Origin of the sequence: Bulleidia sp. zg-1006, from assembly GCF_016812035.1 — a bacterium.
Lineage (GTDB): Bacteria > Bacillota_I > Bacilli_A > Erysipelotrichales > Erysipelotrichaceae > Bulleidia.
Genome location: NZ_CP069178.1, coordinates 54511 through 78641 on the forward strand (window position 1 = coordinate 54511; position 24131 = coordinate 78641).

General features: G+C 37.9%; 25 protein-coding genes and 1 other annotated feature. Of the genes, 23 read left to right on the forward strand and 2 right to left on the reverse strand.

Annotated features, from left to right (window positions below; all coding sequences use genetic code 11):
* Positions 1–33 precede the first annotated feature (33 nt).
* From gap to JOS54_RS00310, 11 genes are all read left to right on the forward strand, one after another.
* Complete coding sequence (gap, locus tag JOS54_RS00260) at positions 34–1053, forward strand: type I glyceraldehyde-3-phosphate dehydrogenase (protein ID WP_203245080.1); 1020 nt, start codon at positions 34–36, stop codon at positions 1051–1053.
* An 86-nt stretch (positions 1054–1139) separates the two neighbouring features.
* Entirely contained in the window at positions 1140–3188 is a 2049-nt protein-coding gene (locus JOS54_RS00265; RefSeq protein WP_203245081.1) for a helix-turn-helix domain-containing protein, read from the forward strand.
* Positions 3188–3373: a DUF4339 domain-containing protein gene (locus tag JOS54_RS00270; RefSeq protein WP_203245082.1), complete on the forward strand. Its 186-nt coding sequence runs from the start codon at positions 3188–3190 to the stop codon at positions 3371–3373. The genes JOS54_RS00265 and JOS54_RS00270 overlap by 1 nt, the downstream gene beginning before the upstream one ends.
* Before the next feature lie 65 nt (positions 3374–3438).
* On the forward strand, positions 3439–4770 hold the full coding sequence (gene cysS / locus JOS54_RS00275) for a cysteine--tRNA ligase (protein WP_203245083.1): 1332 nt from the start codon (positions 3439–3441) through the stop codon (positions 4768–4770).
* Complete coding sequence (locus JOS54_RS00280; RefSeq protein WP_203245084.1) at positions 4770–5144, forward strand: Mini-ribonuclease 3; 375 nt, start codon at positions 4770–4772, stop codon at positions 5142–5144. Before cysS ends, JOS54_RS00280 begins: the two co-directional genes overlap by 1 nt.
* A gap of 10 nt (positions 5145–5154) precedes the next feature.
* On the forward strand, positions 5155–5871 hold the full coding sequence (rlmB, locus tag JOS54_RS00285; protein WP_203245085.1) for a 23S rRNA (guanosine(2251)-2'-O)-methyltransferase RlmB: 717 nt from the start codon (positions 5155–5157) through the stop codon (positions 5869–5871).
* A 9-nt stretch (positions 5872–5880) separates the two neighbouring features.
* On the forward strand, positions 5881–6477 hold the full coding sequence (locus JOS54_RS00290) for a sigma-70 family RNA polymerase sigma factor (protein WP_203245086.1): 597 nt from the start codon (positions 5881–5883) through the stop codon (positions 6475–6477).
* 62 nt (positions 6478–6539) lie between these two features.
* Positions 6540–6692: a 50S ribosomal protein L33 gene (rpmG, locus tag JOS54_RS00295; RefSeq protein WP_203245087.1), complete on the forward strand. Its 153-nt coding sequence runs from the start codon at positions 6540–6542 to the stop codon at positions 6690–6692.
* A 10-nt stretch (positions 6693–6702) separates the two neighbouring features.
* Complete coding sequence (locus JOS54_RS00300) at positions 6703–6963, forward strand: preprotein translocase subunit SecE (RefSeq protein ID WP_220282067.1); 261 nt, start codon at positions 6703–6705, stop codon at positions 6961–6963.
* A gap of 4 nt (positions 6964–6967) precedes the next feature.
* Positions 6968–7564 carry a transcription termination/antitermination protein NusG gene (gene nusG / locus JOS54_RS00305; protein WP_203245088.1) on the forward strand — a complete coding sequence of 199 codons (597 nt, stop codon included), beginning with the start codon at positions 6968–6970 and terminating at the stop codon, positions 7562–7564.
* A 10-nt stretch (positions 7565–7574) separates the two neighbouring features.
* Positions 7575–8009 carry a DUF5684 domain-containing protein gene (locus tag JOS54_RS00310; protein ID WP_203245089.1) on the forward strand — a complete coding sequence of 145 codons (435 nt, stop codon included), beginning with the start codon at positions 7575–7577 and terminating at the stop codon, positions 8007–8009.
* Positions 8010–8020: 11 nt separating this feature from the next.
* Here JOS54_RS00310 and JOS54_RS00315 read toward each other — a convergent pair whose 3' ends face one another.
* Both JOS54_RS00315 and JOS54_RS00320 read right to left on the reverse strand, forming a co-directional pair.
* Entirely contained in the window at positions 8021–8575 is a 555-nt protein-coding gene (locus JOS54_RS00315; protein WP_203245090.1) for a DUF2812 domain-containing protein, read from the reverse strand.
* Complete coding sequence (locus JOS54_RS00320; RefSeq protein WP_203245092.1) at positions 8568–8891, reverse strand: PadR family transcriptional regulator; 324 nt, start codon at positions 8889–8891, stop codon at positions 8568–8570. The genes JOS54_RS00315 and JOS54_RS00320 overlap by 8 nt, the downstream gene beginning before the upstream one ends.
* A 245-nt stretch (positions 8892–9136) precedes the next feature.
* Here JOS54_RS00320 and rplK point away from each other — a divergent pair, with 245 nt between their 5' ends.
* From rplK to rpoC, 12 genes are all read left to right on the forward strand, one after another.
* On the forward strand, positions 9137–9562 hold the full coding sequence (gene rplK, locus JOS54_RS00325) for a 50S ribosomal protein L11 (protein ID WP_203245094.1): 426 nt from the start codon (positions 9137–9139) through the stop codon (positions 9560–9562).
* Positions 9562–10239 (forward strand): 50S ribosomal protein L1, encoded by a 678-nt coding sequence (gene rplA, locus JOS54_RS00330; RefSeq protein WP_203245095.1) that lies wholly within the window; start codon positions 9562–9564, stop codon positions 10237–10239. The genes rplK and rplA overlap by 1 nt, the downstream gene beginning before the upstream one ends.
* 79 nt (positions 10240–10318) lie before the next feature.
* Positions 10319–11131: a zinc ribbon domain-containing protein gene (locus tag JOS54_RS00335; protein ID WP_203245096.1), complete on the forward strand. Its 813-nt coding sequence runs from the start codon at positions 10319–10321 to the stop codon at positions 11129–11131.
* Between the two features lie 32 nt (positions 11132–11163).
* Positions 11164–11291, forward strand: a sequence feature (ribosomal protein L10 leader region).
* Between the two features lie 32 nt (positions 11292–11323).
* A complete protein-coding gene (gene rplJ / locus JOS54_RS00340) occupies positions 11324–11869 on the forward strand; it encodes a 50S ribosomal protein L10 (RefSeq protein ID WP_203245097.1) in 546 nt (181 codons plus the stop codon).
* Positions 11870–11884: 15 nt separating this feature from the next.
* Positions 11885–12259, forward strand: a complete 375-nt coding sequence (gene rplL / locus JOS54_RS00345) for a 50S ribosomal protein L7/L12 (RefSeq protein ID WP_203245098.1) — start codon at positions 11885–11887, stop codon at positions 12257–12259.
* A gap of 95 nt (positions 12260–12354) precedes the next feature.
* Entirely contained in the window at positions 12355–12957 is a 603-nt protein-coding gene (locus JOS54_RS00350) for a class I SAM-dependent methyltransferase (protein ID WP_203245100.1), read from the forward strand.
* 170 nt (positions 12958–13127) lie between these two features.
* Complete coding sequence (locus tag JOS54_RS00355; RefSeq protein ID WP_203245101.1) at positions 13128–13994, forward strand: hypothetical protein; 867 nt, start codon at positions 13128–13130, stop codon at positions 13992–13994.
* Positions 13994–14581: a hypothetical protein gene (locus JOS54_RS00360; RefSeq protein ID WP_203245102.1), complete on the forward strand. Its 588-nt coding sequence runs from the start codon at positions 13994–13996 to the stop codon at positions 14579–14581. The genes JOS54_RS00355 and JOS54_RS00360 overlap by 1 nt, the downstream gene beginning before the upstream one ends.
* Positions 14578–15246: a hypothetical protein gene (locus tag JOS54_RS00365; RefSeq protein ID WP_203245104.1), complete on the forward strand. Its 669-nt coding sequence runs from the start codon at positions 14578–14580 to the stop codon at positions 15244–15246. The genes JOS54_RS00360 and JOS54_RS00365 overlap by 4 nt, the downstream gene beginning before the upstream one ends.
* Complete coding sequence (locus tag JOS54_RS00370; protein WP_203245105.1) at positions 15243–15881, forward strand: ATP-binding cassette domain-containing protein; 639 nt, start codon at positions 15243–15245, stop codon at positions 15879–15881. Before JOS54_RS00365 ends, JOS54_RS00370 begins: the two co-directional genes overlap by 4 nt.
* Positions 15882–16017: 136 nt before the next feature.
* Positions 16018–20154: a DNA-directed RNA polymerase subunit beta gene (locus JOS54_RS00375; protein WP_203245106.1), complete on the forward strand. Its 4137-nt coding sequence runs from the start codon at positions 16018–16020 to the stop codon at positions 20152–20154.
* 10 nt (positions 20155–20164) lie between these two features.
* A complete protein-coding gene (rpoC, locus tag JOS54_RS00380; protein WP_203245108.1) occupies positions 20165–23995 on the forward strand; it encodes a DNA-directed RNA polymerase subunit beta' in 3831 nt (1276 codons plus the stop codon).
* The last annotated feature ends 136 nt before the right edge of the window (positions 23996–24131 follow it).

Here is a 24131-nt window from a genome sequence, read left to right on the forward strand (position 1 = left end):
TTAAAGTGCTAAAAGGAGGTCTTTAAGAGACATATGACAGACGTAAAAGTTGCTATTAACGGTTTTGGCCGTATCGGTCGTCTTGCTTTTAGACAAATGTTCGTAGCGGAAGGTTATGAAGTTGTTGCTATCAACGACTTAACAACTCCTTCTATGCTTGCCTATTTGTTGAAGCATGATACCACTCATGGTAATTGGAACCATGACATTACATCGGATGATGAAAAGGGAACAGTTACTGTTGATGGAAAAGAAATCACCATTTACAAAGAAGCGGATGCTTCAAACTTACCTTGGGGTCAATTGGATATTGATGTTGTCTTAGAATGTACCGGTTTCTACACAAGCAAGGAAAAGGCTTCTGCTCATATCAAGGCAGGTGCTAAGAAGGTGGTTATTTCAGCTCCTGCCGGAAATGACTTACCTACTATCGTTTATTCTGTAAATGAGCATACATTAACAGCTGAAGATAAGATTATTTCCGCCGCTTCTTGTACAACAAACTGCTTAGCTCCTATGGCTAAGACATTGAATGATTTATATCCAATTCAAACAGGTATTATGTGTACTGTCCATGCTTACACCGGTGACCAAATGACATTAGATGGTCCTCAACGTAAGGGGGATAAGCGTCGTTCTCGCGCCGCCGCTTGCAACATCGTTCCTAACTCAACAGGTGCCGCTAAGGCTATCGGTTTAGTTATTCCTGAATTGAATGGCAAGTTAATCGGTGCCGCTCAACGTGTTCCTGTTCCTACAGGATCTTCAACATTATTATTCTCCGTTGTTAAGGGCAAGGATGTAACAAAGGAAGCTATCAACGCCGCTATGAAGGCTGCTTCTTCTGATTCGTTTGGTTACAATGAAGAAGAACTTGTTTCTTCTGATATTATTGATGAAACACATGGTTCGATTTTCGATGCTACACAAACAATGGTAACGAAGATTGATGATGAAACATACGAAGTACAAACAGTAGCTTGGTATGATAACGAAAACTCTTACACATCTCAAATGGTAAGAACAATCAAATACTTCGCAAACGTTAAGTAATTGAATGAAGAGCCCACTTCGGTGGGCTTTTTCTTGTCTTGAATTGAAAACTAATCACCTATAGAATAATAAGTACGGAGGATTTCATGATTAATAAATTTCCAAATAAATTAAGAGATTTACGAAAGTCTTTAGGCTATGCTCAAGGAGAGATGGCAAGCCGCTTAGATGTATCAGTGAAAGACTATATGAATTGGGAAAATGGAAATAGCCTTCCTGCTTTCGCACAAATTCAAAAAATGGCAATTCTTTTCAATATACCGGTGGAATTGTTGATGGATAATAAAAAGGAGATTAGCGAGGATTTACTAAATACCTTAAGTAAGAGTGTTACGATTCCAAGCTTTGTAAAGGCGACACCTGAAGTAATCCTAACGGATACAATGCCGTTAGAAACGGGAGAAAACCTAGGTGAAACAAAAGTGATGTCAGCCATTCAAGATAGCCCTCGCAAAGAAGCTATCAAGAAAGAAGTTGAAAAGCGCAAAAAGATTAGTCGTAAGGTCATTTGGATTGGTAGTGCTGTATCAGCAGTGATTTTAGTTGTTTTAGTTCTTGTGTTTGTCTTTTTGTTCAATCGTAAGAGTAATTTAACAATTAGTGATGTCAATCGTTTGGCCTTAGGTAAGCATTTTTCCATTTATATTGCGGATAATGGTTCAGTTCAAATTCGGGGAAATTTGAATAATAGGTCAGTTTTTGAAAATATTGTTCAAGTTAGTAATTATGATGATCATGTGGTTGGTTTAAAGAAAGATGGAACTGTAGTAAGCAGTGAAAGTCATGATGATGTTTCAAGGATGCGGTCTATTCAAATGGTGGCTGCCGGCTATGACCATATCTTAGCTTTAAAAAAAGATGGAAGCGTTGTTTGTTCGGGCAATGAAAATGCGTGTTCTGTTTCGGAATGGAAGAATGTTAAGCGTATTTATGCCGGTAAGAATGTTAGCTTTGGTCTTCGCAGTGATGGTCAAGTTCTAGTGGCTGGTGATGGTGCAGAGGTAAAGGGCATAAGGGGTGTTCAAAGCATTTGTGCTAATGACCAAATGATTGCACTTGTTCGTAAGGATGGCGCTGTTCAAGTTATCGCTAAAACAAAGAAAGAAATCCCAAATACAAGTCATTTATCAGATGTAAAGTATGTGGCTCTTCATAAAGAGGGTGTCTTTGCGATTGGTCAAAATAATAAAATTCAATGGTCAGTCTTGGATGAAGAAAAAGCTTCTTTTGATAAAGCAACTTTATCTCGTTGGCAAAACATGCGTTTTATTGCCGGTAATGGGGATACTTTAGTTGGTATAGATCAGAATGGTAAGATGGCAGGTATTGGAAATAATGATTCCAATCAATATGAAAATACTTCCGTTTTAGCTGAACCACAGGTTAATAAGCTGGGACAAGTGAAAAATATTAAATTCAAAGAAACGACGGCTAATGTAAATATCACTTGGGATCCGGTGGAAAATGCGGATCGTTATCGTGTTACAATCGATACTGAACCGATGTTTGATAAACAAGATATCGCGAGCAATAGCACCAGTATTCCAGCCACAAAACTGGAATCCGGTAAAACTTATAGAGTAACGGTCACTGCTTTATCGGATAAGACGGATAAGTATTCCGAAAGTGATGTGACAACGATTAACTATACCTACAATCAAAAGGTGATTAATTTAGAAGCACCTAAAAATGTAACCAATGAAGTAACGAATGAGGGTTGGGTATTTAAGTGGGATAAGGTTGAACATGCGGATTACTATAAGATTGTTTATGATGGTCGTATCTTGGTGGATAAGCAAAAAGATCCCATCTATCACATTGATAACGAAGGTATCCCAGAAAATTCAAAGCATAAAATTGAAATTACAGCACATTCTAACCAACCGGAGGTTTATCGTGATAGTCCACCGGTGATAATAGAAGCCACTTATACAGTTAAGAAATTTGATATTACATTTGTGTTTGTAAGAAATGGCGCTGAAGTAGGGAGAAAATCGTATCGTCTAGCTCAAGGTTCTTATTTACTTGGTTCAATTATTCAATATGCGGATATTCCGGGTGGTTATCACTTAAGCAATCCGTCTTCTGAAGTAAGTATTTCAAAATCCGGTGAACTAAATGTGGAGGTTAAATAATGGATAAGATTTGGTATTATTTAAATCACTCAGCGAAAGAAAAGCTCGGTCCTTATACGGATGAGGAATTAATTAAGCTTTTAAATCAAGGTATTGTGGATGTGGATGATTACATTTGGATGAAAGATTTTGAGAACTGGTTAAAGGTAGAAGATTCCATTTACTCCGTATATATTGGAGAATAAGGCTGGATTTCCGGCCTTTTTAAATGGCTTTTGGTATAATAAGACAGGAAAAATGAGGAAATGTTATGCAATTGTATAATACAAAAACATTAAAATTAGAAGAATTTAAACCAAGGAAAGAGGGAGAAGTAACACTTTATGTTTGTGGACCAACGGTTTATAATTACGCTCATATTGGTAATGCAAGACCAATGGTGGTGTTTGATGTTTTGAAAAGAGTGTTTGAGGCAAGAGGTCTGAAGGTAAAGTATGTGTCCAATTACACAGATGTGGATGATAAAATCATCAATAAGGCAATGGAAGAAGGGGTTAGCGAAACTGAAATTGCGAACCGCTATATTCAGGCTTATGAGGATTTGCGTAAAAAATTGAATATTGAACAACCGAATATTTGTCCGAGAGTGACGCATACAATGGATAGTATTATTGCATTTATTAAGGGATTACAAGATCAAGGTCATGCCTATGAAGTGAATGGGGATGTGTATTTCTCAGTGGATTCAGTGGCAGATTATGGTGCTTTATCACATCAAAATTTAGAAGATTTAGATGCCGGTAATCGTATTGCAGAAAATGAGCAAAAGAAAAACCCGATGGATTTTGTCCTATGGAAAAAGACCGAAAAAGGAATTCAATGGGATTCCCCATGGGGCAAAGGGCGTCCTGGTTGGCATACGGAATGTGTGGTCATGATTAATGAGAATTTAGGTCAAACGATTGATATTCATGGTGGTGGTTTGGATTTGAAGTTTCCACATCATGAAAATGAAGCCGCTCAACAAAGAGCGATGTTTGGACGTGAATTAGCAGACCATTGGATGCACAATGCGATGGTGAATATTGATGGTGAAAAGATGTCAAAGTCTTTGGGAAATACTTTATGGGCTATGGATGTAACGAAGGAGTTAGGAACAAACTTAACTCGTTGGTTAATTAGCTCAGTACATTATCGTAAGGAATTAAACTTTTCCGATGATACCATTCAAGCGGCTAAGACTGAATTGGATAAGATTTTAAATACGCTTCGTCATGCGACTTTAAAAGTGAAGTTTGCGGATGTGGTGTGGAATTCTTCTGTAGATGAAGGTTCATTTAGTGAGTTTATCGAACAAATGGAAGATGATTTAAACACACCGAATGCCTATACGGTTATCTTTGAAACGGTAAAAAAATTAAACGCGTCTATTCGCCAAAGAGAATTGGATTATAACAAGATTATGTCTTTCGTGAATAGCGTGGAAAAGATGCTGGATGTTTTAGGTATTGAATTAGAAATGGTAGAAGTTAGTGATGAAGATAAATGGACGTATCAATCTTGGATGAAAGCAAAGGAAGAAAAGGATTTTGACAAGGCTGATCAATATAGAACAATCCTACAAGAAAAGGGGTTAATCTAGTGAATCTATCACAATATTCAGGGCGCACATTAGCCTTTTTAGGCGATGCGGTTTGGAGTTTGGCAGTCCGCAACAGCTTATTGCGGGCAGGTCAGGGACAAGGAAAGATTTTACAAAAGAAAAGTATTTTGTATGTGAGTGCAAAAGCACAAGCTCGTTTTTATGAACAACTTCATGAAGAAGGTTTCTTTAGTGCAGAAGAGGAAGATTGGTATCGTTTAGGTCGTAATAATCATGGCGGTTCAGTGCCTAAGAATACGGATGTTCAAACATATCGGATGTCTACCGGCTTTGAAGCAATTTTGGGGGCACTTTATTTACTGGGAAATGAGAATCGAATAAGACAAATTTGGGACAAAGTTAGGACTTTTTAGGAGATAGAATATGGCAGAATGGATTTACGGGAAAAACGTTGTGAAACAGAGTATAGAAGAGGGAAGGGTGTTGAAACTAATCTTACAAAGAAAGGACGATTTACTGTTCAATCTTGCTCAAAAAAAGCGTATCCCAGTTGAAATCTTAGATCGAAATCGCATGGCTTCCTTGGTGAAAAATAATCATCATCAAGGGGTGATTGCCCAAATTCAAGATTATCCAAGCTATAGCGTGGATGAAATAGTAGCTTCTATTCCTAAGGAAAGAAAGGGTTTATTAGTCATGTTGGATGGAATTGTGGATCCACATAATTTAGGGGCTATTTTGCGAACTTGTGATGCGGTTGGTGCTGATGGTGTCATCTTTAAAAAAGATCGAGCGGTCGGCTTAAACGCAACGGTCGCAAAAGTGAGTGTTGGTGCCATTCAAACGGTTAAATGTGCTTCGGTAACAAACTTAAGTCAAACGATTGAAGTATTAAAGAAAAAAGGCTATTGGATTGTTGGTACAGCGATGAATGGTTCAGATTATCGTTCGCTTCAGTATGATTTTCCAACGGTCTTAGTCATTGGCAACGAAGGCAAAGGGATTTCCCCTTTGGTGATGAAGCATTGTGATTATCAGATTCATCTACCTATGGTTGGCAAGATTTCTTCGTTGAACGCTTCGGTTTCGGCTGGCATTTTATTGTATGAAATTCACAATAAACGTTTCCCTCTATTCTAGGAGGAGAACATGTCTATTTATGAAAATTCTTATGAACTGATTTATATGAGTCGCATGGGTGATGAGTATGCCCAAACGGCTCTTTTTCTTCAATATGAGGGTTTGTTGAATGCGTTGGTGAATCAAACCTTGATGGCCTACCCCTCGGTACGTTGTTATCGAGATGATTTATTGCAAGAAGCCAGGATATCTTTATTTCAAGCGATTAACCAATATCAAGAAAGTAAGAATACGACTTTTAAGACATTTGTTTGTTTGGTTGTGAAACGAAGAATTTGGAATGTGGTGCGCGATATTTTAGTAGATCATCAGCATAAGGGCTTTGATGCTATTTCTTTAGATGACCAAGATACGAATTATTATGAGATTTTGGAGCAGAGTAATCGTTTAGCAGAACCGGAATACTATGTGCAATATCAGACGGCCGCCAATCGTTTGCAAGAAGAAATTGGTCTTTTGGATGCGGAAGAAAGGAATATTTTATCTTGTTGGCTGGCTAGTGATAGTTATCAAGATGCTTCGGATAAGTTGGGCTTATCTAAGAAACAATACGATGGTCGTTTGCAAAGGGTGAAGAAGAAAATTAAAAGAGCTTTGTATGAATAAGTGGCGTTGACGATAATGCCGGGGTTATGCTAAAGTAAATTGGATTAGGAGTACTTTTCGTCGTGGTAAAAAAGGATAAACTTACATTGATTTGCAGTGAATGCAATTCTCGGAACTATACAACCAATCGTACTAAGAATTTAAACAAGCGACTGGAATTGAAAAAGTATTGTCCAAAGTGTGCGAAAACCACACTCCATAAGGAAACGAAGTAGGAGGTCCTGTATGACTGATAAAAAACAAATGACAGATAAGAGACAAGTAAAGAATAACGTTCCAGCTAAAGACCATTGGTTTACATTTAGTGGTATTCGCAAGGAAGCGAGCCGTGTTCGTTGGCCTAAGTGGAAAACAATCAGTAGTGAACCCGGTACATTTCAAAACGCAACAGAAGTATTAGTGTTTACGCTTTTCTTCTCGTTGTTCTTTATTTTGTGTGATTTCTCAATTGCTTTCTTGTTAAAGACTGTTGGAATTGGAGGCTAAGCAAATGAGTGAAATGAATGAAATAGAAAAAGTGGCGAAAGCTACCGATGATGAACATGAAGTGCGTTGGTATGTGGTAAACACATACGCCGGTCATGAGAATCGAGTAAAAGATAATCTTGAAAAGCGTTTGGAAACCATGGGTATTCAGGATTCTTTATTCCGTATTTTCGTTGCGGAAGAAGAAGAAATTGTCATTAAAAAGAACAACAAATCAGAAGTGAAAAAGGTAAATATGTTCCCGGGTTATATTTTTGTGCAAATGAAAATGACGGATCAAGCATGGTATGTGGTTCGTAATACACCCGGTGTTACCGGATTTATTGGTTCTTCCGGTGGTGGGGCTAAGCCTTTCCCCGTTTCAGAAGACGAAATGGAATCAATTCTACGTCGTATGGGCAATGGTGATCAAAAGGTTGTGGTTGACTTCCAAGTTGGGGACAATGTGAAGATTTTGACCGGCCCATTTGCGAATATGGTTGGTCATATTTCAGCAATGAATGATCAAACGCAGATTGCAACAGTGATGACTTTATTATTTGGTCGTGAAACACCAAATGAGATTAGTTATGGTGATTTACAAAAATTAGAAGAAGAATAGGAGAAAAGATATGTCAAAAGAATTATCTTCTATCATTACCACTTACGCTATTTGGGGTATTATCTGGTATATTTTACAGAGTTATGGGCATTTATTATTGTTTAAGAAAGCAAAAGTAAATACAGTAGCTGCTTTTATTCCTTTTTACAGAGAATTTAGAATGTTCCAATTAACTTGGGCTAACAAAAAAGTAGCTTTGATTTGGGCAGTTTGTATTCTTGGCTTACCTCTTTGGTGGCTTGGTAGCGCAACAAAAATTCAAGTGATGGCTTGGTTTGGTTTATTTGCGTTCATTGTTGCATTGGTATTAGCTGCTATTCGTTCTTTTCATGAAACAAAAGCTTTCAATAAAGGAAATGGGCTAGCCATTGGTATTATATTTGCGGCTCCTATCGTTAACATTGTATTAGGTCGATCAGACGCTGATTATCAAGGTGCGAATTAAGGGATGAGAAATCATTCCTTTTTTAGTAAGTCTTTTTTTATTTTTCTTAGTTTTAATCCACTGTGGATTAAAAGGTATAGATAAAGAATAAATAGAATTAAATAAATGAGCCCTACAATAGAAACAAAACCAAATTTACGAAACATAGAATGTCGTATATTAAGAATAATAATGACACAAAATATCACTAATAGAATCCACATTCGGGTTTTTAAAATATGGTTAATCATAGTTATTTTGGACTCGGTATCAGAAAATATTTCTTTATCATTTTCATCTTCTCCTTCCACAACTATTTTTCTGAAATAATTCCATCCCCAACAAGAACCTAAGTAATCCCAACCATAATCTTGATACATTTGAAGGTAATCCTCAGCGGCATTTTCATCTTTATATTCGAGTTTATAAACGGCGTTTTCCGGCGGGCATTCTTCAAACACAAAGAAACAAGGAATGGTCATTTTAACTAACTTCCATCCATTTTTATGTTCTTGTTCGAGCCACTTTTCTTCTTCCAAGTAATCCGCAATGGTAAAAAATCTCATTTTTGTTTTTTGTTTAGCCATGATATTCTCCTCCAAGACTGTTTTGATATAGTCGTTTAATGCGCTTTAGTTCAATGTTTAGTATTTCTTTTCCTAAATCGGTAATTAGATACAATTTTCTCTTGTTTTCTTCACGAATAAATTGAATGAGTCCATCCTTTTCCATTTTGGATAATGTTCCATACATAGTTCCGGGGCTAATACTTACTTCGTTATTTGTCATTTTTTTGACTTGTTGACCAATTCCATACCCATGTTGGTAGCTTTGTAAGCAATACAAAATGTAAAAAGCGGTTTCGGACATTGGAATATAAATTCTTTTTAATTTCAAATCCATATAAATCCTCCATCTAAGTTCGATATATCGTAGCTCGGTATATTTGTACTATATCACGGTTCGATATATATGACAAGCTTTTGAGTCATACCATTACTTGGGTACTACTTGTTCTATGATAATTCTTTATTGACGAAAAGACTTTTTCCGTGTAGAGTAAGTAGGCACAATTATGTGCAACGTGCGTGGGAGAAGAGCAATACTTCGTTTACCACAGCATGTGGAAAGATATAGGAGGAAACCACATGGCAAAGAAAAAAATTGCAAAAGTAGCTAAGCTACAATTCCCGGCTGGTGGGGCAAAACCGGGACCGGCGTTGGCATCTGCCGGTATTAACATGCCACAATTCTGTACGCAATTTAACGATGCAACAAAGGATCGTCATGGTGACATTGTTCCGGTTATTATTACTGCGTATGAAGACAAATCTTTTAGTTTTGTTATTAAGACAACACCTGCAGCTAACTTATTAAAGAAAGCCGCCGGCATTCAAAAGGCATCGGGAACACCTAAGACTGTTAAAGCGGGTAAGATTACCGAAGCTCAACTTCGTGAAATTGCGGAATACAAGTTACCTGACTTAAACGCAAACGATGTTGAATCCGCAATGAAGATTGTTGCAGGTACAGCTCGTAACATGGGTATTGAAATTGAAGGAGGATCTTACTAATGGCTGGTAAAAAATATAAGAGTTCTTTTGAAAAGGTAGATCACTCCAAGTTATATGACTACAAAGAAGCTTTGGCTTTAGCGAAATCTTTAAGCACAACAAAGTTTGATTCTTCGGTTGAAGCCAGCTTCGTGTTAAACGTTGATCCTCGTCAAGCTGAGCAAAATATTCGTGGGGCTATGGTTCTTCCGAATGGTACGGGTAAGACACAAAAAGTTCTTGTGATTACACAAGGTGCTAAGGAAGAAGAAGCGAAGGCGGCTGGTGCTGATTTCGTTGGTGGCAAGGATATGATTGATGAAATTAGTCGTGGATGGTTTGGTTTCGATATTATCGTAGCCACTCCCGATATGATGGGTCAATTGGGTAAGTTGGGTAAGGTTTTGGGTCCTAAGGGATTGATGCCGAATCCAAAGACCGGTACAGTCACTATGGATGTTGCGAAGGCCATTGATGAAATCAAGAAGGGTAAAGTGGAATACCGTGTTGACCGTGATGGTAACATCAATGTTTTAGTTGGTAAGACTTCTTTCACAGAAGAACAATTAGCTGAAAACTATAAGGCTTTATTGGATGTGATTGTTAAAGCTCGTCCTAATACGGTTAAGGGTACTTACTTGAAGAGTGTGACAGTGTCGACAACAATGGGACCTGGCATCAAGGTTAACATCGACTAAATAGATAAGGAGGCAAGCGCCTTCTTTTTATTTTAAAAAAAATAATGTATCATAGACGTATATGTAGGAGGGGAATTATATGAACTGCAAAAAATGTGGAGCTGAATTAGCTGATGATGCTAAGTTCTGTACAGAATGCGGAACTCCAACTGAAGCAGATACAGAAGTTACTAAAAATGAGGAAGTAACAGAAGAAACAAAAGTTGAAACAACAGAAAAAGTGAGAGAAGAAGTAGCTGAAAAGGTTGAAGAAGTGAAAGAGGAAGAGGTTAAGGAAGTGAAGCCGGAAGTCGTTCCTAACCAACCTTTAGATGCTAAGTACATTGGCGTGAAAGCAAATAAGAAATGGGTTCCATTGATTGTTGTAGCGGGTGTGGTTCTTGTGGCTTTGATTGTTTGGGCTGTATTCTTTAGAGGTTCGAATGGGAGCGTATACGCAACTTGCACAACGTCTCAGTCACAAAGAGGTGTTAATGTGCAAATGAAAATAGATATTTTAGGTAAAGCTAAAGATAAGATGGATAAGGTACGATTTGATATGGATATGGAAACACCACTTCCTGCAGGAAAAAATATCACTGATGTACAAATGATTGGTGTGCAAAGTGCTTTATCTGAAGGTAAAAAAGAATTGGGAAAGATTCCCGGTTTTAGCGAAGTTGACCTCAGTGCAAAGAAGAATGGAAATAATCTTAAGATGAAGATGAAGTTCCTTGTTCAATATTCTAAGATTGATGTTCAAAAATTAAAGAAAGGCAAATTAAGTTCCGGCTTAAGTGGTCAATTAAGTAATTACTTAAATGACAGTAATGTTAAGATGTTAAGAAATTTAACAAATGAAGATTTTGTTAAGCAAGCTAAGGTACAAGGCATAGGCTGTAAAGTAAACTAACTTATTTGACAAAAAGAATTGATTTTATTATTATATCTACGTTATCAATGCCATAGACAGTAACGGCTAAAATGCTTAAAAAGGTTACCGAGGTAGATGAAAGTGTAAATGTATTCTTTCGCCTCGCTTTGTCTGGAAGCGAGGTTTTAATATCTATAGCAGGATTGGTAACTGGATAGGAAGGCGGAAGAAATGAATCAAACAGTATTAGAATCGAAGCAAAATATTGTTTCTGAGATTCAAGAAAAGTTGACAAAGTCTTCATCCTCTGTAATTGCGGAATACCGCGGACTTTCTGTTGAAGAAGTAACGGATTTACGTCGTAAGTTACGTGCAGAAGGTGTTGAATTCAAGGTGTATAAGAATACACTAGCCTCTCGTGCTGCTGAAGCGGCCGGATATGCTGAATTGAATGAATACTTAACAGGTCCTAATGCGATTGCTTTTGCGGAAGATGAAACATCAGCTGCTAGAGTCTTAGCTAAGTTTGCGAAAAATCACAAGGCTTTAGTTCTTAAGGCCGGTATTGTTGAAGGGGCTGTTGTGACTCCGGAAACAATCAAGGAATTATCATTATTACCAAATAGAGAAGGCATGTTATCGATGTTGTTATCTGTATTAAATGCTCCGGTATCTGCGTTTGCTCGTGTGGTTAATGCGGTATCTGAAGCAAAAGCATCTGGTGCTCCGGTTGTTGAAGAAGTAAAAGAAGAAGCTGCAGTAGAGGCGGCTGCCTAATAGGAGGAAAATAAAATGGCAAAGTTAACACAAGAAGAAATTTTATCTTATTTAGATGAAGCAACTATCTTAGAATTAAATGAATTAGTAAAGGCAATTGAAGAAAAGTATGGCGTTAGTGCCGCCGCTCCTGTTGCTGTAGCTGCCGGTGCCGGTGAAGCTGTTGCTGATGCAGCTCCAGCTAGCGTAACTGTTACGTTAACAGGCGTTGGTGAAACAAAGGTTGCTGTTATCAAGGTTGTACGTGAAATCACCGGCTTAGGCTTAGTTGATGCTAAGAAGTTAGTTGATAGTGCTCCGGCTGAATTGAAGAAGGATATTCCTGCTGATGAGGCGGAAGAAATCAAGAAGAAGTTAATGGAAGCTGGCGCTACTGTTGACATTAAGTAATTCAATTTGGATGAACTAAAAAGGGTTAATAGCCCTTTTTATTTTGCCTTTATTGAAAAAAGAAAGGGAATTCTTTACTATTAAGTTAATTGAATATGGAGAATAAACATTACTTTAGTAACAACGATGATATGGCTTCAAAGCCAATAGAATATCAATATACAGTGCAAGGAAAGACATTAACTTTTCAAAGCGATTTAGGTGTTTTTTCTAAAGATGAATTGGATTTTGGCAGTCATGTTTTTATTCAAACTTTATTGAAAGAAAAGCTATCTGGAAAAGGATTAGATATGGGCTGTGGCATTGGTCCAATTGGTCTTTCAATGTTAGTGGGACACAATGATGTCGAAATGGATATGGTGGACATCAATAATCGTGCTATTCGTTTGTGCCAATCAAATGTAGAAAGGAACAATTTAAAAGCCAATGTGTTTCTATCTAATGGTTTTGAATACATAAATAAAAAGTATGATTTCATTATTAGTAATCCACCAATCCGCCAAGGGAAGGGCTTTCTATTTCAATTTTACACCGATAGCAAGGCTCATTTAAAAAGTGATGGTTGTTTGTATATTGTTATACGCAAGCAACAAGGTGCAGCTAGTTCCGTTAAAAAGCTAGAAGAAATATTTGGCAACTGCTCAATAATAGAAAAAAAGGCAGGGTATTGGATTTTGAAGAGTATCTACGAAGGCTAAGTAATCGATATTTATATAGCTTGTATGGTCACACTATAAAAAATAGAAAGAACATTGACAAAATGAATGAAAGTTTGATATATATAAATTAGATAATCTTAGAATTATAAGAAAGGAGAGTAAGATGAAGAAAACTTATGTTAAGATTCTTTTTACTCAGATATGAAATTATGAAAGAGTTTTTTAAAAAAAGACAATTGTATGTTTTAATTTCAATACTTTCTTTACTGATTTTTGTGATAGAAACACTTCATGAAACTGGTTTTCTTCAATCGACTTTCGAATGGCTGACGAGTGCTTCTTATCGAGAAAATTATTGTCGTTTTTCGGATATACAACCCTGTCATGTTAATTCTTTATTTTCAATGTTAGAGGCAGAGAGAAGTTTTTTGTTGTTTAATCATAATGTTGTTATGGGTGTCATGATGTATCAAATCATCTTGCCATTAGCACTGGGAGTTTTAACTTATCATTTCTATAAATGGTTTCGTGAAATCGGAAAGATGGAAATGGTTCGTTTCAAAACAAAAAAACGCTATTTGATTCATAAAATTTCTCAAGAGAGTTTCTATTTTTCATTGTTTTTATATGTGGCTTTTATTCTGTATTATTTTTTAGTGTTATGGTTAACCAAAGGTAGAGTTGCAAACGAGGTAACACGAGAAATATTGTTGGATTGGTTTGGTAAATCTTTGATTTTAAATCATCCTTATTTCTATTTTTTCTTGGAGGGAACAGTTAAATTTTTCGTTATTCCCTATATTTGGGGAATGATAGCCGGTTTCTTATCGCTAATATCCATACAGAAATACCAAAGCCTATTAACAATTCCGATTGTTTTTACCGGTTTGGAATTTATTTCGCTGGCTTTAAAAACAAAACTACCCAATTTTTATATTTATTTGAATCCCAAAAGTATTTTAGTCAGCGGGGATTATCCTAATATTCATACAACGTGGTTATTTATTATACATATTGTTATTCTTACTTTGATGTATATAACATTTTTGTATCGGAATAAAAAGGTGGATTACTAATGAAAAAGATGCTTCTTAGAAATACAACTTATTTATTATTTTTCGGGATGCTCATTTGGATTTTGCCTTTTTTTAAGCGTGGCTATGAAGAATTGTTAACAGCTTTTTACATCACTTTTTCCATACCTGCTTTAACCTTGTTGTTAACGGATTATCGAGTATCGATTGTTTTCGTGTTAACCCGCTTTCAAGATTATCATCACTATTGGCGGTTTTTGCTTGGGAAATATTTAAGGCAACTTGGAATTTTTCTTTTACTCCTTTTGATGGCTAACGGATACTATAATTATCAACATCACCTAGGATGGTTTATTCCTTGGGGAGTGTATATTCGCTTAACCATTTTAAGTATCTTTCTATCATTGAGCTTCTTTTGTGTTTTTAAGAAAACAAGAAGTTATCTATGGGTAGAAATAGTATATGGTGTTTTCTTGATTGATTTTTTGTATTCAAAAAATCTGGAATTAGGAGAGGAATGGATTCATCTTTATTCTATTTTCACTTCTTTACAAGGACTGTTATTTTACCTAGGGATAATCATTTTATTGAGCATATATGCTAATTGGTATAGGGGGATTGAAGAGTGAAGAGGAATTTTTTTGGCATCTCTATTTTATACACAGCCATCAGTGTGTTATCCGCCATCATGATTTTAAGGGATAGAGCTTATTGGAGTACTCATCTTTTGTATCGAATTGAATGGTTTGAACAACTGAATTACAATCGCTTGAATCTTAGCGTTTTGTTGGTGTTTTTAACGCAATCTTTATTGGTAATGATGGCTTTTGTACAAAATCAATCGGAAAGAGAGGGCTATAGTCAATTCTTATTGATTAGAAATGGAAGGAGCGGTGTGCTATCTTATTTATTAAAAAATAAGATAAGAGAGTGGCTGATATATGCTGGGATGACAACCTTGTTATTATGGATTGTTAATGGTTTGTGTTGCTTGCAATGGGCTTTCCCAATATCAACGGTGCTTTCATGGTGGAAATATACCTTCACCATGGCGTGCTTGAGTTTGGTGTATGAATTAAATTTACTTTTCAGAGATCATCAGAAAACAAAGGATATTTTTTTCTACTTATGCGTCGTATTTTGTGCTTTAGATATTGCTTTTAATACGAAATTTATTGTTGCAACAGAAACTGTTTTAGAAATTTTGAAATGGCTTGGTATTAACTTACTTCTTACAGTGATAGCGGTTGGTACGTTGATGAAACGAATTATAGAAAAGAGGGATTTGGTATGATTGAATTAGTAGGCGTGAAAAAAGCTTATCGGAACCACTTGGTTTTCGAGGATGTGAATCTAAAAATCGAGGATGGCAAAATCAATTACATCCAAGGGATAAATGGTGTGGGTAAAAGTGTCCTTTTGAAAATTATTTGTGGCTTATCCTTAGCGACAGAGGGCAAGGTTTTGATTGATGGAAAAGAACTGGGGAAGGAGTTTGACATTATTCATAATGCCGGTGTTAGTATTAACAACCCTGAATTTAATCATAATTGGACGGGATTGGAAAATTTGATGGAGCTTGCCAAAATACGTCGCAGGATTGATCGAGAAGGAATTTTAGCTATGGCTGAGGACTTTGATATGGCAGAGAATATGAATAAAAAATATAAAAGCTATTCCCTTGGTATGAAACAAAAGCTTCGTATTATGCAGGCATTAATGGACCAGCCAAAATACCTCATTTTAGATGAACCATTTGATGCGTTGGACCAAAGCTCTAAGGAAAAAACGAAACAAATCTTGAAGGAGTATTTACAGACGCATGAAGACTCATTGCTGGTATATACTAGCCACGAAAGAGGGTCTGAGGATTTTGCGGATGTTATCTTTGAAATTAGTGAAAATAGAATTGTAAAACTAAAGGGTTGATGGGACAATTAGCCCATAAAGCTTGGTTGACGAAACCAAATTAATCGTTTATTATAATAAATTGCAAAAGAATCGAATTTGGGTAAGGGATACTATACCCATTTTTGACTTACTTTATGGCAAGAAAGGCGGCTATATGAAAGAAACTCAGGCATACCATGTTGTTAAATATGGGAATAAAGCATTGCGTCGTGACTATTCAAAAGTTAGTAGTGGTTTAGATCTTCCTGATTTAGTAGAGATTCAAACAGAATCTTTCGAATGGTTTTTAAGAGAAGGGGTACAAGAAGTATTTGATGGCATTTTCCCAATTACCAATCATAGCGAAAGCATCCGCTTAAAGTTTTTAGGGTATCGTTTAGATGAACCTCTTTTAGGTGTTGCTGAATGTAAGCACAAACAAATTAATTATTGTGCCAAGATGTATGGTGACATGGAACTTGAAATGGTGGATCAGGCAACGGGTGAAGTTCTAACCAAGAGAGAAGATGTTTACTTAGGGGAATTACCTTTAATGACACCGGGCGGCACATTTATTATTAATGGTGCAGAACGTGTTATCGTTTCGCAAATTGTTCGTTCCCCGGGGGCTTACTTTGGCATTGTTTCCGAAGATAGAACGGGCCGTGATACCTATACAAGTGAATTAATTCCGGCGCGTGGAACATGGCTGGAATTTTTGACCGACGAAAAAAAAGCTAACTTAGGCCGCGTTGTTATGACTTCAGTTGACCGTCGTCGTAAGATTTTAAGTACTATTTTCTTAAAAGCCATTGGTTTATCTTTAAATCGTGAAAAGAATGGTGAAACGGTCTCTGTTTCTGATATGCAAAAATTCTTAAAAGCCTTGAAATTACCAGTTCATAAAGATGTTGTTGTTCCTGAAGAAACAACCGAATTATTAAATGAGTATTCCTTATTATATACATCCATTTTCGGTAATTATGAAGAATTAAGAAATTCATTAGCCGCGGATAAATTACCAACAACTAACGATGCTTTGTATGCGATTTACCAAAACCAGCGTCAAGATGAAATTGCGACGGTAGATGGTGCTATGAACCTGATGGATTCTCGCTTCTTTGATCATAAAGCTTATGATTTAACTAAAGCAGGTCGTTATAAAGTGCGTCGTAAGTTAAATATCTTAGATCGTATGATTGGTCATAGCTTAACAGAAAACCTGGTTGGTGCTGATGGTAAAGTTCTAATTAAGAAAGGCATTGAAATTGAGCGCTCCTTAAAGAATGAACTAAGAGAAGAAATCAACAAGGGTATCGCCATGAGTGCCGTTCCTTTCATACATGCTTTCTCGCATCCTGAAGTGGCTTCAGTTAAGACTGCTTGGAAGAAGTCCTTGATCGGTCGTATTTTAGCTCAAGATATTACGGGCGATTATGAATTGGAAAAAGGAACTGTTTTAACAGAGGAAGATGTTAAAGCGATTTCAAAACAATATGAGGCTATTCTTGTTTATACCGGAATTTATGCGAATGCAGTAAAAGTCACTAATGATAATGTGAATGCGGTTTTGAATTTAGGAGAACGTTTATTCCAAATTGGTCGTATCACCGTTGGTGGAAAAGACGTAGTCAATTCAAATGGTGAAGCTTATGTGGGAGGCTATACACCAAATGTTCGTCGTAATGCGATGACAGCTCGCAATCAAGAAGCGATTGTGAAGAGGGTTATGGCTGGTGAAGCAGTAATAGTTTGGTTAGTTGGTGCGGCTGTTCAAACCGTAGAAATCAACGTGGATGGAAATCCGGTGAAGATTATTGGTATTGATCCATTGAACCAAAAAGAAACCATTACTATCTCGGATATTTATGCTTTATACAATTATCAATTAACCATGTTGGACGGCATTGGTAGTCAAGATGATATTGATATGTTGTCAAATCGTCGTATTCGTACAATGGGTGAATTGCTTCAAAATCAATATCGTTTGGGCTTAAGTCGTGCTGAAAGAACAATTAAAGACAGAATGTCGATTTCAGACACTTCCTCATTAACACCTAAGACATTGGTAAACATTCGTCCATTAACAACGCCGGTCAAGGAATTCTTCTCTGCTTCTCAATTATCGCAGTTTATGGATCAAGAAAATCCGTTAGCTGAATTGTCAAACAAGAGGCGTATTTCCGCTTTGGGTCCTGGTGGATTAACGCGTGAACGTGCCGGATTTGAAGTGCGTGATATTCATAACTCTCACTATGGACGTATTTGTCCAATTGAAACACCGGAAGGTCCAAACATTGGTTTGATTTCTTATTTAACAACTTATGCGAAGGTAAATGAATATGGCTTTATTGAAACGCCTTATCGCAAAGTGAAGAAAGGTGTTGTAACGGATGAAGTTGTTTACATGGATGCTGAGGAAGAAAACGAACATGCGATTGCTCAATCGAATGCCATCAAGGATGGGAAATTAATTGCTGATAAAGTAGTTGCTCGTGTTGCCGGTGAAACTGTGATGGCGGATGCAGAAACGATTGATTTTGCGGATGTATCTCCTCGCCAAATTGTATCAGTGGCGACAGCTTGTGTACCTTTCTTGGAAAATGATGACTGCACACGTGCCTTAATGGGTGCTAATATGCAACGTCAGGCAGTCCCGTTATTAAATCCACATAGTCCATTTGTCGGAACGGGTATGGAACATATGATTGCTCGTTATTCGGGAGAAGCTTGTGTGGCGACAGCTTCGGGTATGGTTACTTATGTCGACGCAAGTCGTGTTGTTGTGGCTCAAGATGATGGGCAAATGAAGGAATATAAATTAACGAAGTATTCTCGTTCCAATGCGTCTACTTGTATAAATCAAAAACCGATTGTACTAAAGGGCGAACGTATTGAACGTGGCGATATTTTAGCCGATGGTCCTTCCATGCAAAATGGCGAATTAGCTCTAGGTCAGAATGTAACGATTGCTTTTATGACTTGGAAGGGTTACAACTATGAAGATGCGATTATTATGTCGGAAAAAATGCAGGCGGAAGACTATTATACTTCCGTTCATATTGAAGAATATTCTCTTGAATGTCGCACGACAAAATTAGGGGACGAAGAAATCACTTATGATATTCCAAACGTTGCCGAAGCGGCGAAGAGAAACTTAGATCCTCGTGGAATTATTATGGTTGGTGCTGATGTTAAGGAAGGCGATATCTTAGTTGGTAAGGTAACTCCTAAGGGGCAAACGGATGTTTCCCCGGAAGAGAAGCTATTATTAGCTATCTTTGGTGAGAAGTCGCGTGAAGTTCGTGATAATTCCTTGAAAGTTCCACATGGTGGTGCCGGTACAGTCTTAGATGTTCGCGTATTCCACCGCAATGATAAAGGCGTTGAATTAAAAAACGGTGTTAAGAGCATGGTAAAAGTGTTCATCGTTCAAAAGAGAAAGATTTCCGAAGGGGATAAGATGGCAGGTCGTCATGGTAATAAGGGTGTCATTTCCCGTATTAATCCGGTGGAAGATATGCCATACATGGCAGATGGAACACCAATTGATGTGATGTTGAATCCATTCGGTGTGCCTTCTCGTATGAATATTGGACAGGTATTAGAAGTTCATTTAGGTTTAGCCGCGAAGCGTTTAGGCGTTAAGTTTGCGACACCGGTCTTTGATGGTGTCTCTAATGAAGACTTAGCGAATATTATGAAAGAAGCCGGTTCTTCACCGGATGGTAAGTACGTCTTATACGATGGCATGACGGGTGAAGCTTATGACGAGCGTATTTCGGTTGGTGTCATGTATATGATTAAGTTAGCCCACATGGTCGATGATAAGTTACATGCTCGTGCGACTGGTCCATACTCTTTAGTAACGCAACAGCCACTAGGCGGTAAAGCACAAAATGGCGGGCAGAGATTTGGGGAAATGGAAGTTTGGGCTCTTGAAGCCTATGGTGCTTCCCATACCTTACAAGAAATCTTAACAGTTAAATCCGATGATATTACTGGTCGTACAAGGACTTATGAAGCTATTGTTAAAGGTAAAGACATGCCTACACCCGGTATTCCTGAATCCTTCCGTGTCTTAGTGCATGAATTACAGTCGTTAGCTATTGATGTTCGTATGATGGATGGCGAAGGTCATGAGATGGACTTAAAGGAAATGGAACAACAAGACCTACGTGAAGAAACAGAAATTAACTCAGATGTCATCATGGTTAATGATGCCAATGAAACAGAAGGTTTCATGACCGTTGAGGATGATGAAGAAGTAGTGGAAGCCGCCGAAGTAGGATTCGACGAAGGCGAAGAATAGGAGGGGAACGATGAATATTAACAATTTTTCTGCGATTAAAATCGGTCTAGCCTCACCAGAAAAGATTCTTAAATGGTCTTATGGCGAAGTTAAAAAGCCTGAAACCATTAACTACCGTTCGCAAAAACCAGAAAAAGAAGGGCTATTTGCGGAACAAATTTTTGGTCCTACAAAAGACTGGGAATGTGCTTGTGGTAAGTACAAGAAAGTACGTTACCAAGGTGTTGTTTGTGATCGCTGTGGAGTTGAAGTAACCAAGAGTTCAGTGCGTCGTGAACGCATGGGTCATATTGAATTAGCGGCTCCTGTAACACATATTTGGTACTTAAGAGGAACTCCGTCTCGTTTAGCTCTCATCTTAAATTTACCGCCAAAACAATTGGAAGAAATCATTTATTTCGTTTCTTGGGTGGTTACCGATCCGGGTGATTTAAGTGATAAACAAAATGGTGTTAAGTACAAACAAGTTATCTCGGAAAGAGAATACCGTACTTTAGTGGCTCGACATGGTGTGGGTAGTTTCGTTGCCCAAACTGGAGCTGAAGCGGTAAAGGCTCTTTTAGAACAAGTGGACTTGGAAGCGGATTACACAGCTATTAAGGCGGAATTAGAAGGTGCTAAGGGTGAAAAGCGTAAGCAATTAATCAAACGTTTGGAAACGGTTGAAGCTTTCCGTAACTCTGATAATAAGCCGGAATGGATGGTGTTATCTGTATTACCAGTCATCCCACCTGATTTAAGACCAATGCTTCAATTAGATGGTGGTCGTTTCGCTTCCTCTGATTTAAATGATTTGTACCGTCGTGTTATCACACGTAACAATCGTTTGAAGAAACTATTGGAATTAGGCACACCGGCTATCATTGTTCAAAATGAAAAGCGTATGTTACAAGAAGCGGTAGATGCCTTGATTGATAATGGGCGCCGTGGGAAACCGGTTAATGGTGCTTCTAACCGTGCTCTGAAGTCATTATCCAACTCTCTAAAGGGTAAACAAGGACGTTTTCGTCAAAACTTGTTAGGAAAACGTGTTGACTTCTCTGGTCGTTCAGTTATTGCGATTGGTCCTTACTTAAAGATGTGGCAATGTGGTCTACCTAGAGAAATGGCAATCAATTTATATAAGCCTTTTGTTATTAATGAATTGGTGAACCAACAAATCGCGACCAATCCTAAGACGGCTGAAAAATTAATTGTTCGTCAAGACCATCGTGTTTGGGATATTGTGGAGCAAGTGATTACCCAGCATCCGGTTTTCCTAAACCGTGCGCCTACTTTACACCGCTTGGGTATACAAGCTTTCTTCCCTCGTTTAGTGGAAGGTCGTGCTATTCGTGTGCATCCATTGGTGTGTCCTGCATTTAACGCTGACTTTGATGGTGACCAGATGGCGGTTCACTTACCATTAAGTGATATGGCTCGTGCCGAAACAGAAGTCTTAATGCTTGGTTCAAACAACATCTTAGGTCCAAAGGATGGTAAACCTATCGTTACACCCGGGCAGGACTTAGTGTTGGGTAACTTCTATTTGAATATGGAAGAAACAGCGGATGAATTCTACAAGAAGGCAGATGCTTTAGAAGCAATTGGTGAAAAAGTAGAAGCGGATCGTTGGCGAAGATATGGGGATAACGAAGGTCATGTTTTCAAAGATGTTGATGAAGTCTTAATGGCTTATCAAACCGGTGTCGTTCATTTGCATAGTCGTATCGCGATTCCCGCCGCTAAAGCTGGTAAGACCTGCTTTAGTGCGCAACAAATGGATTCTTACTTGATGACAACGGTTGGTAAGATTATCTTCAACCAAGTATTCCCGGCCGAATTCCCGTACTTAAATGTTGTTAATGGAGAAAACTTGAAGGCAACTTCGGATGAATTCTTCTTAGCGAAGGGTTCCAATATTAAGAAAGAAATTGCGGAACGTAAAGTCACACCGGAATTTAAGAAGAAGGAATTAGGAAGTTTAATTGCGGCAGTATTCGATCGTTATAACACTAATGGTACTTCTGATATCTTAGATGGTTTGAAGGATATGGGTTATTTATACTCCACTCTAGCCGGCATGACCGTTGCTTTAAGTGACATTAAAGTAGCTCCTAGGAAAGATGAATTGGTAGCTGAGGGTCGTGAAAAAGCAGACGTCTTAAACGCTTTAAGAGACCGTGGCTTATTAACAGCACAAGAATGGGAACGTGCTTTCTCTGAATTGTGGGCAAACGTGAAGGAAAGTGTTGGAGATTCCTTGATGGCTTCCTTACCTCGTATGAATCCTATCAACATGATGGCTGTCTCTGGTGCTCGTGGTAATAAGAACCACTTTACCCAGTTAGCTGGTATGCGTGGATTGATGGCACGTCCAACCCAATCGAAATCACGTAAAGAATACCAACCATCCATCATTGAAGTTCCAATCTATTCTTCATTCCGCGAAGGGATGTCGGTATCTGAATTCTTTATTTCCACCCATGGGGTGCGTAAAGGTCTAACCGATACAGCCTTAAAGACTGCGGAATCCGGTTACTTAACACGTCGTTTAGTCGATGTGGCGCAAGAAGTGATTATCAATGAAGATGATTGTGGAACCGATAGTGGTTACTTGGTTTCCGATATTATTGATCAGCGTAATAATTCAATTATTGAAAATTTCTATGATCGTATTGTTGGTCGCTATACCCAACAAACGATTGTTCACCCTGAGACAGGTGAAGTCTTAGTGGATGAAGATACTTTCATCACAGAAGAATTAGCACAAAAGGTGCTTGCGGCCGGTGTTAAGGAAGCTTATATTCGTAATGTGTTTACTTGTAAGTCGGGCAATGGCATTTGTCGTAAATGTTATGGTCAAAATATGGCAACGGGTCGCCTTGTTGAAGAAGGTGAAGCGGTTGGTATTATGGCTGCCCAAGCAATTGGTGAACCTGGTACACAGTTGACCATGCGTAACTTCCATACTGGTGGAGTTGCAACGCAATCCGGCGATATTACACAAGGTCTTCCTCGTGTTGAAGAATTGTTTGAAGCTCGTACACCAAAGGGTGTTGCTGTTATTTCGAAGATTGACGGCGAAATTACAGAAATCCGTGAAAATGATACGCATACAGGACAAATCGTTACCGTCACAAATGAAACTGAATCGATTGAGCATAAGTGTGACTTGACACAAGTTGTTCGCCAATGGATGAAACCGGGAACGAAAGTACATGCCGGTGAAAAATTAACCGAAGGACAAATTGCACCTAAGGAATTGTTAGCAGTAGCCGGTGTGCGTGCCGTTCAAGAATATATTTTGAAAGAAGTGAAGCGTGTTTATTCGACACAAAGTATTGATATTTCTGATAAGCACTTAGAAGTTATGATTAAGCAAATGCTTAAGAAGGTCATTATCCTTGAAGGTAATGATTCTGGCTTAAGTGCCGGTCAAACATTATCTCTACACCGTGTGGATGAACTAAATGAAGTATTATTGGACGAAGGTAAGACACCGGCAAAGTATGGTCCTGTTTTATTAGGTATTTCGAAGTCAGCTGTTGAAACAGATTCGTTCTTATCCTCCGCTTCTTTCCAAGAAACAACGAAAGTATTAACGGAAGCCGCTGTTCGTGGCAAGGTTGATAAATTACAAGGTTTGAAGGAAAACGTGATTATTGGTAAGCTAATTCCTGCCGGTACAGGTAGAAACTTTGATCGTGAAACAACACGTCGTATCGAAGAAAGAGCGGCTGAATTGAAAGCCATTCGCGAAGAGAAGGCTCGCAAGTTGGCGGAAGAATCCGAGCAACGTTTACCGGATGATATTTTGTCAGGACTTGATTTTAGGGCGAAGGATTATTTCCAAGATTAACTCATCCTTGAAAAGACACCCATTAGGTGTCTTTTTTGCATTAGAATCATGAAATGAAATGTAATCTAAATGAAACGAACTATAAAATGAGGTATGGGTAAGAAATAGTCAAAAGACTAGCGATAGTTTAACGAGA

Coding starts and splice junctions, on each gene's coding strand:
- rplK (WP_203245094.1), top strand. CDS start 9,137: ATGGCAAAGAAAAAAATTGCAAAAGTAGCTAAGCTACAATTCCCGGCT.
- JOS54_RS00315 (WP_203245090.1), bottom strand. CDS start 8,575: ATGGCTAAACAAAAAACAAAAATGAGATTTTTTACCATTGCGGATTAC.
- JOS54_RS00270 (WP_203245082.1), top strand. CDS start 3,188: ATGGATAAGATTTGGTATTATTTAAATCACTCAGCGAAAGAAAAGCTC.
- JOS54_RS00300 (WP_220282067.1), top strand. CDS start 6,703: ATGACTGATAAAAAACAAATGACAGATAAGAGACAAGTAAAGAATAAC.
- rlmB (WP_203245085.1), top strand. CDS start 5,155: ATGGCAGAATGGATTTACGGGAAAAACGTTGTGAAACAGAGTATAGAA.
- JOS54_RS00310 (WP_203245089.1), top strand. CDS start 7,575: ATGTCAAAAGAATTATCTTCTATCATTACCACTTACGCTATTTGGGGT.
- JOS54_RS00320 (WP_203245092.1), bottom strand. CDS start 8,891: ATGGATTTGAAATTAAAAAGAATTTATATTCCAATGTCCGAAACCGCT.
- rpoC (WP_203245108.1), top strand. CDS start 20,165: ATGAATATTAACAATTTTTCTGCGATTAAAATCGGTCTAGCCTCACCA.
- JOS54_RS00265 (WP_203245081.1), top strand. CDS start 1,140: ATGATTAATAAATTTCCAAATAAATTAAGAGATTTACGAAAGTCTTTA.
- rplA (WP_203245095.1), top strand. CDS start 9,562: ATGGCTGGTAAAAAATATAAGAGTTCTTTTGAAAAGGTAGATCACTCC.
- JOS54_RS00375 (WP_203245106.1), top strand. CDS start 16,018: ATGAAAGAAACTCAGGCATACCATGTTGTTAAATATGGGAATAAAGCA.
- JOS54_RS00290 (WP_203245086.1), top strand. CDS start 5,881: ATGTCTATTTATGAAAATTCTTATGAACTGATTTATATGAGTCGCATG.
- JOS54_RS00350 (WP_203245100.1), top strand. CDS start 12,355: ATGGAGAATAAACATTACTTTAGTAACAACGATGATATGGCTTCAAAG.
- JOS54_RS00355 (WP_203245101.1), top strand. CDS start 13,128: ATGAAAGAGTTTTTTAAAAAAAGACAATTGTATGTTTTAATTTCAATA.
- cysS (WP_203245083.1), top strand. CDS start 3,439: ATGCAATTGTATAATACAAAAACATTAAAATTAGAAGAATTTAAACCA.
- JOS54_RS00335 (WP_203245096.1), top strand. CDS start 10,319: ATGAACTGCAAAAAATGTGGAGCTGAATTAGCTGATGATGCTAAGTTC.
- nusG (WP_203245088.1), top strand. CDS start 6,968: ATGAGTGAAATGAATGAAATAGAAAAAGTGGCGAAAGCTACCGATGAT.
- JOS54_RS00360 (WP_203245102.1), top strand. CDS start 13,994: ATGAAAAAGATGCTTCTTAGAAATACAACTTATTTATTATTTTTCGGG.
- gap (WP_203245080.1), top strand. CDS start 34: ATGACAGACGTAAAAGTTGCTATTAACGGTTTTGGCCGTATCGGTCGT.
- JOS54_RS00370 (WP_203245105.1), top strand. CDS start 15,243: ATGATTGAATTAGTAGGCGTGAAAAAAGCTTATCGGAACCACTTGGTT.
- rplL (WP_203245098.1), top strand. CDS start 11,885: ATGGCAAAGTTAACACAAGAAGAAATTTTATCTTATTTAGATGAAGCA.
- rplJ (WP_203245097.1), top strand. CDS start 11,324: ATGAATCAAACAGTATTAGAATCGAAGCAAAATATTGTTTCTGAGATT.